Genomic DNA, 6,116 nt, shown 5'->3' with positions numbered 1-6,116 from the left:
CTGCAGCAGCGTGCCTTTGTGCTCGCGGGAGTTGATGGCGCCGAGCTCGCAGCGCGGCACGCCTGTGGCGCAGTCGCAGGGCGCGGTGCGGCTGGTGCCCCAGCACCATTGCGCGCCACTGCTGAAGCTGACATAGATGTTGCGGCCCTCGTCCACGCTCAGGCCGCGGGCGCGGCGCAGGTCCTGCTCCAGCATCTCGGCCACGTGGCGCAGGCGCTGGCGGGCCAGATAACTCGCGTAGCTGGGCACGGCCGCCGACAGGATGATGCCCAGCACGGCCAGCACGAAAACCACCTCGAGAAGCGTGAAACCTTGCCCCTCGGCGCGCGAGTACGCGCACCGGTCCCCCGAGGGAACGCGGGCTGGCTTGGGAGCGGCCCTGCGCTCAGCCCGTCCGCCGGCCGCGTTCATGGATCCAGCTTCAGCAGGCGACGGCGCTTTTGCGTCTGGTCCACATAGACCTGCAGCGAGCGGCCGGCGTTGGCATCGAGGTCGACGAAGGAGCATCCCAGCTGCTGCATGCCGCTCGTATCGCCGGCGATGGGGCTGACATGGTGGGGCAGCAGGGTGACGCGCAGGGCGCTGATGCGATCCAGCTCGAGCACCAGGCCGTCGCTGACCTCGCCCACGGGCAGGGGGCTGAAATCGGGCGGCAGGGCCAGCGCGAGGCCGCCGATGCTGAGGTCCAGCACGCGCAGTGCGCGGCCGGGTTGCTCGGCGCCAGGCAGCACGATGCGCGGATAGGCACTGCCGGCCGGTTGCACGCGGAAGGACTGACGGCGCTGGAAGCGGTACAGGCGGGCGGGCAGCGCGCTGCGCAGCACCGTGCCCTGTTCRCCGCTGACGAGGACGGGGCCCTCGAGTTCGAATTGCAGCTTGATGGCGCCGAGGTAGGCGACGGCGGTGATCTCGCCCTCGGCCACCAGGGCCTGGCTGATGCCGTCGGGATCGGTGCCGATCTCCAGGCCGATGAGGTCGGCGTCGGCGTCCAGCGCGACGATGCGGCTGGACAGGCTCTGGCCCTGGGGGCCGCTCAGCAGCACGCCGGAATTCTCGCGCTGCAGTTGCTGCAGATACGCCGCGATCTCGGCAGTGGAGGCGACGCGCAGTTCCTCGGAGGTGGGTTCAAGAGCGCTCATGCCAGGATGGTAGCTGCGCGGGTTGGTTTTGCGGGCCGAGCGCCGGGCCGCCCCTAGCCGGCCCGCCTTGGGCGATGTGCTTGCGGCTCGACGCCGCAAGCATCGCCGTCCCCTCGGGGGACCGGCTGGACTCGCCCGCGTTCAGCAGGGCGAGACCGGACGAGGGGCTCAATGCACCATCCTGCTCTTGCCCTTCATCACATGATCCAGGTCTTCCAGCCAGGGTTCGGCCAGATGGCGGATCTCGGCGTCATTGAGCAGGATGCGCTGCATGATGCGGGTCTTCAGCGCCGATTCACTCGGGGCCAGCTGGGATTGGTTGGCGGCGGACTTGAGCTGCGAGATCAGCAGCACGCAGGCACCTTCGAGCTTGACGACTTCATCCCAGTTGCCGGTGCGGGCAGCTGACAGCATGTCGGCGCTGGCTTGTTCGATGGCCTCGTAATAGTTGAGCAGTTCGGAATTCATGGGGGCGTACCGGAAAGCGTGAGCAGGGCGGGGCGGAATGGGCGGATCAGGCGGCCCTGGGCGGGCGCACTGCGGGGTTGTCGGCGATGGCTTGCCAGGCGTCACGTACTGGCGCCAGCAGACGCTTGCACTCCTCGATGGCAGCGACGTCGCTGTGCAGGTTGGCTTGGGTCAGCCGCATGCACAGATACGCGTAAAGGTCGCGCAGGTCGTGGGCCAGCGGGGTGGATTCGAGGTTGAGGGCAGCCTTGAGACCTTCGTCCAGGATGCGCACACAGCGGCACAGTGAGTTGTTCTTGACCGGCGTGTTGCCTGCCTGGATCGCGGCCAGGGCCATGTTCATGCCTTCCATGACGCCGTCGAACAGCAGGGCGACGAGGCGGTGCGGGCTGGCGCTGAGGACATCGGTCTCGACGCCGACCTTGCCGTAGGCGGAGCCGGCGCGGTGAGCTCGGGAAGCAAACGGGGAGGAGGATCCGTACATGGGGGCTCTCTGGGCTGGATACCTTCAAATTTCGGCGCCCGGCCGGGGAACTTGAGGCGGCCAACCCCCGCTGGCGGCATGAAAAAGGCGCCCTAAGGCGCCTTGTTTGCAATTCTTCACGGGCTCAGCTCGACGAGGTGCTGCCGAACTGCTTGTTGACATAGGACGACAGCGCGCTGAGCTGGCTCATCTTGGTGTCCAGCGCGCTGTACTGCGCGCGCAGGCGCTTTTCGGTCAATGTCAGCGAGTCCTGCATGTGGTCGATCGTGGCGTCGTTGCTGGCGATGCGCTTTTGCAGGCTGCTCTGGCCGTTGGTGATGGCGCCGTCCGTGCCCAGGATCTGGGTGGCAAAGGTGTTCCATTGCAGAGCGAAGCCCCGGTTGCGCGGCGTGGCGGCGTCCGGCGCGGCGAACAGCTTCTTCAAGTCCGTGAGATTGGTCAGCGCCTTGTCGAGCTTCGTCGAGTTGACCGTCAGCGTGCCGTTCTGGCCGGGTTCCAGGCCGATGTCGGCCAGGCGGCCGAAGGCGCCGGCGAGTGTCGTGCTGCCGCCGGTGATGCCGCGCAGCATCTGTTGCACGGAAACTGCCTTGCTGTCGCCCTGAAGCACACCGGCGGTCTTGGTGCCGGCGTCGTACTTGGTCTGGTCGCGCATCAGGTTGAGCAGCTTGTTGTAGGAGTCTGCGAAATCCGTGATCGCCTTCTTGATGCTGGTCGTGTCGTTGCTGGTGCCGATGCTGATGGCGCTGGCCGTCGTCTTGAGCAGGGTCACGCTCATGCCGTCGGTGATGCCGGTCAGCGTGTTGCTTTCGGAGGTCAGGTCCAGCCCGTCCCAGTTGAACTGGGCATTGCTGGCGGCCTGGGTCTGGGCCATGCCTGCGCCGCTGCCGGGGGCGTAGGTCAGGTCGGCCAAGGCGGCATCGGGGCTCGTGATCTGGAAGGCCTGGTTCTCGCCGGTGCTCAGCGACCGGATGACCAGGCGCGTGCCGGCCGCGTCGTTCACCAGGCTGGCGTTGACACCGACATTGGCGGCGTTGATCTTGTCGCGGATGCTGGACAGCGTGTCGGTCGCACTGACGGTGATGGCGGCGGGCGTGCCGCTGCCGGCGGTGAAGACCGGCGGGTCACCGGCCCAACGGCCCAGGGCGATGGTCAGGGTGCCGTCACCCAGGGTTTCGCTGCCACCAGTGAAGATGCGGCTGGCCACAGACTGGGCCGAGGCCAGCTGGCTGACCTTGAGCAGATGGTTCTGGCTGCCCGCGCTGCTGGCGCTGACGGTGGCGACCGAGGTGTCCGACACGCTGACCGTGGAAGCGTTCCACAGGCTGGCGTCGGACAGCTTCTGAGCGGCCGTCTGCATGCTGGATACGGCCGACTGCAGCTGGCCGTAAGCGGAGATCTTGGTCTGAAGCCTGGCAGAAGCCTGCTTGATGTTGTTGATCGGCTGCTGCTCGATCGACATCAGCTTGCTGACCAGGCTCTCGACATCAAGACCACTGCCGATACCGAGCGATGAGATGGTGGCCATAGCCCTTTCCTGTTAAGACCCGTTCCGTAACGCCTTCGGCATGCCGGTGGCGAACTTTAGGAAAACTTTCGCGGGACCGGCGCTGAAATGACAACGCCGGGACTTCCGACACGCGGATCCCGGCGTTTTTGGGTGCGGCGGGCGACTCAGCCCTTGAGCAGTTGCAGCACCTGCTGCGGCAGCTGGTTGGCCTGGGCGACCATGGCGTTGCCAGCCTGTTGCAGGATCTGTGCCCGCGACATGTTGGACGTTTCCTGGGCGTAGTCGGCATCCATGATGCGCGAGCGGGCTGCGGTCTGGTTCTCGACGGCGACCTGCAGGTTGGCGATCACCGAGTCGAAGCGGTTCTGCGTCGCACCGTAGGTGGAGCGAGCCAGATTGACCTGGGCGAGGGCGAAGTCCAGGAACTGGACGGCCACCGACGGGTCACCTTCGTCGCCGTTGGCGCCCGTCAGGGCGGGCGGCGCGCCAGCGGCGGAGAAATCCACCGCCGCGGTCGGCGGTACGCCCCCTGTACCGCTGCCGGAGGCGCCAAGAATGTTGATCTTGGTGCTGTTGATGGCAGCTTCCAGGGCGCCGTCGTTGCCGTTGGGCGTGCCGCTGGTTCCCAGGGTCGTCGTCAGGATGTCGCTTTGGGTGATGACGATCTGGTCATCCACCGTGGCGTTGGCGCCGACCTGGAACGTGAACGAGGTCGCCGCGCCGGTCAGGATCTGCGAACCGTTGAAGTTGGTATTGCGGATCAGCCGCCCCACTTCGGTCTGCARCTGCGTGAACTCGTTGTTCAGCGCCGCGCGGTCCTGCACGTTGTTGGTGCCGTTGGCAGCCTGCACGGCCAGTTCACGCATGCGTTGCAGCATGTCGCCAACCTTGCCGAGCGAGCCTTCAGCCGTCTGCGCCAGCGAGATGCCGTCATTGGCATTGCGCATGGCAACCGACATGCCACGGACCTGGGTGTTCATCCGTTCGGCGATCGCCAGACCGGCGGCGTCGTCCTTGGCGGAATTCACACGCATGCCAGAAGACAGGCGCTGCATCGACACCGCCAGCAGCCCTTGGGAACTGTTCAGGTTCCGCTGCGCGTTCATCGATGCGATGTTGGTATTGATCGTCTGGGGCATTTAAGCACTCCTGCAACAGCCCGGTTGATTCCGGTGTCCGCGCCGCAGAAGTCAGCGACGCGATGGAGTGAATTGTGTTGGTGCCCTGCGCAGGTCAAACCTGCGAACAACGGTCAAAACCACGGCTATTAAGGAAGCGTTGTTCAACGCTTCTCAAGCCCGTGCCGGCGGTGCCCCACCGCCGGCGGCCTTGCTTCTATCAGCCGCCGCGCAGCAGCGTCAGCACCTGCTGGGGCAGTTGGTTGGCCTGCGAGATCATCGCCGTGCCGGCCTGCTGCAGGATCTGCGCCCGGCTCAGATTGGCGGTTTCGCTGGCGTAGTCAGCGTCCATGATGCGGCTGCGCGCGGCCGACTGGCTTTCCACCGACACCTGCAGGCTGGAGATGACGGCGTCGAAGCGGTTCTGGGCGGCACCGAAGGTGGAGCGGGCCGTGTTCACCTGGGACAGCGCCTGGTCGATCTTGGCGAYCGAGTCCAGCGCACCYTTGGTGCCTGTGCCGGTGTAGRGATCGAAGGTGGCGCCGGTRCCGGCCGCGCCGACCAGCAGGATGTCGGTGTTGGTCGTGTTGGTGACCTCGGCCAGGGCGCCCTGGTTGGTGCTGGCAGCGGTGGCGGCATTCAGGATGTCGGCACCGGTGATCGTGATGGTGTCGTTGGCCGTCGCGTTGGCGCCCACCTGGAAGGTGGTGGCTGCGGAGCCCGTCAGGATGGAGTTGCCGTTGAAGTTGGTGTTGCTGGACAGGCGCGTGATTTCGGACTGCAGCAGCGAGAATTCATTGTTCAGCGCAGTGCGGTCGTCGATGTTGTTCGTGCCGTTGGCTGATTGAACGGCCAGTTCACGCATGCGCTGCAGCATGTCGCCGATCTTGCCCAGCGCGCCTTCAGCGGTCTGCGCAAAGGAGATGCCATCGTTGGCGTTGCGGATGGCCACGCTCATGCCGCGCACCTGGGTGTTCATGCGTTCGGCGATGGCCAGGCCAGCGGCGTCGTCCTTGGCCGAGTTGACACGCAGGCCCGACGAGAGGCGCTGCATGCTGACCATCAGCGAGCCCTGCGAGGCGGACGTGTTGCGCTGAGCGTTCAGCGAGGCGAGGTTGGTGTTGATGATTGCGGACATGGCGCGTTCCTTTCAGTGCCAATAGGTTGAATCCGAGCCCTGGGCAGCCGGCGCATGGGGCCTTGTGGCCTGTTGCTTGGGCTGACGAGCTGGGACCCGTTGAAACCGTTATCGGACCGGTCGGGGGAACGCTTGAGAGTGATCCTTTGTAAAACGGGCCGCTCAATCTCGCGAATTGCGGGGTGATTGGCGGCCTTTTAAGGTGCTTGAGCTGGCGGGCTTTGCCCTCGGGGGTCGACGACGACGGCTGTCGCGTCGGAGC

The 6,116-nt window shown here is 65.8% G+C and carries 7 protein-coding genes; all 7 read right to left on the bottom strand.

The genetic code is table 11. The features are described 5' to 3' along the window. Nucleotides 1-411 (bottom strand): pilus assembly FimT family protein (locus tag AC1DU6_RS17145; RefSeq protein WP_477858507.1); only part of this gene is annotated, 411 nt, incomplete at its 3' end. Next, nucleotides 408-1,139, bottom strand: coding sequence for a flagellar brake protein (locus AC1DU6_RS17140; RefSeq protein ID WP_056199265.1), 732 nt, complete (start codon nt 1,137-1,139; stop codon nt 408-410). The genes AC1DU6_RS17145 and AC1DU6_RS17140, both read right to left, overlap by 4 nt. Nucleotides 1,140-1,307: 168 nt before the next feature. Continuing rightward, entirely contained in the window at nt 1,308-1,607 is a 300-nt protein-coding gene (locus AC1DU6_RS17135) for a flagellar protein FliT (RefSeq protein WP_056199261.1), read from the bottom strand. Between the two features lie 46 nt (nt 1,608-1,653). After that, entirely contained in the window at nt 1,654-2,091 is a 438-nt protein-coding gene (gene fliS / locus AC1DU6_RS17130; protein ID WP_056199259.1) for a flagellar export chaperone FliS, read from the bottom strand. Nucleotides 2,092-2,215: 124 nt separating this feature from the next. After that, nucleotides 2,216-3,616 (bottom strand): flagellar filament capping protein FliD, encoded by a 1,401-nt coding sequence (gene fliD / locus AC1DU6_RS17125; RefSeq protein WP_477858504.1) that lies wholly within the window; start codon nt 3,614-3,616, stop codon nt 2,216-2,218. Between the two features lie 146 nt (nt 3,617-3,762). After that, the gene (locus tag AC1DU6_RS17120; protein ID WP_056199253.1) at nt 3,763-4,737 is read right to left on the bottom strand and encodes a flagellin N-terminal helical domain-containing protein; all 975 of its coding nucleotides are present in this window, start codon (nt 4,735-4,737) and stop codon (nt 3,763-3,765) included. A 199-nt stretch (nt 4,738-4,936) separates the two neighbouring features. After that, nucleotides 4,937-5,854, bottom strand: coding sequence for a flagellin N-terminal helical domain-containing protein (locus AC1DU6_RS17115; RefSeq protein WP_477858501.1), 918 nt, complete (start codon nt 5,852-5,854; stop codon nt 4,937-4,939). Between the last annotated feature and the right edge of the window lie 262 nt (nt 5,855-6,116).

It is taken from the genome of Roseateles sp. P5_B10, from assembly GCF_056400485.1.
This window is presented reverse-complemented; position numbering and strand designations above follow the sequence as displayed.

Excerpts from the sequence above, each read along its gene's own strand:
- AC1DU6_RS17135 (WP_056199261.1), bottom strand. The coding sequence starts at position 1,607 with ATGAATTCCGAACTGCTCAACTATTACGAGGCCATCGAACAAGCCAGC.
- fliS (WP_056199259.1), bottom strand. The coding sequence starts at position 2,091 with ATGTACGGATCCTCCTCCCCGTTTGCTTCCCGAGCTCACCGCGCCGGC.
- fliD (WP_477858504.1), bottom strand. The coding sequence starts at position 3,616 with ATGGCCACCATCTCATCGCTCGGTATCGGCAGTGGTCTTGATGTCGAG.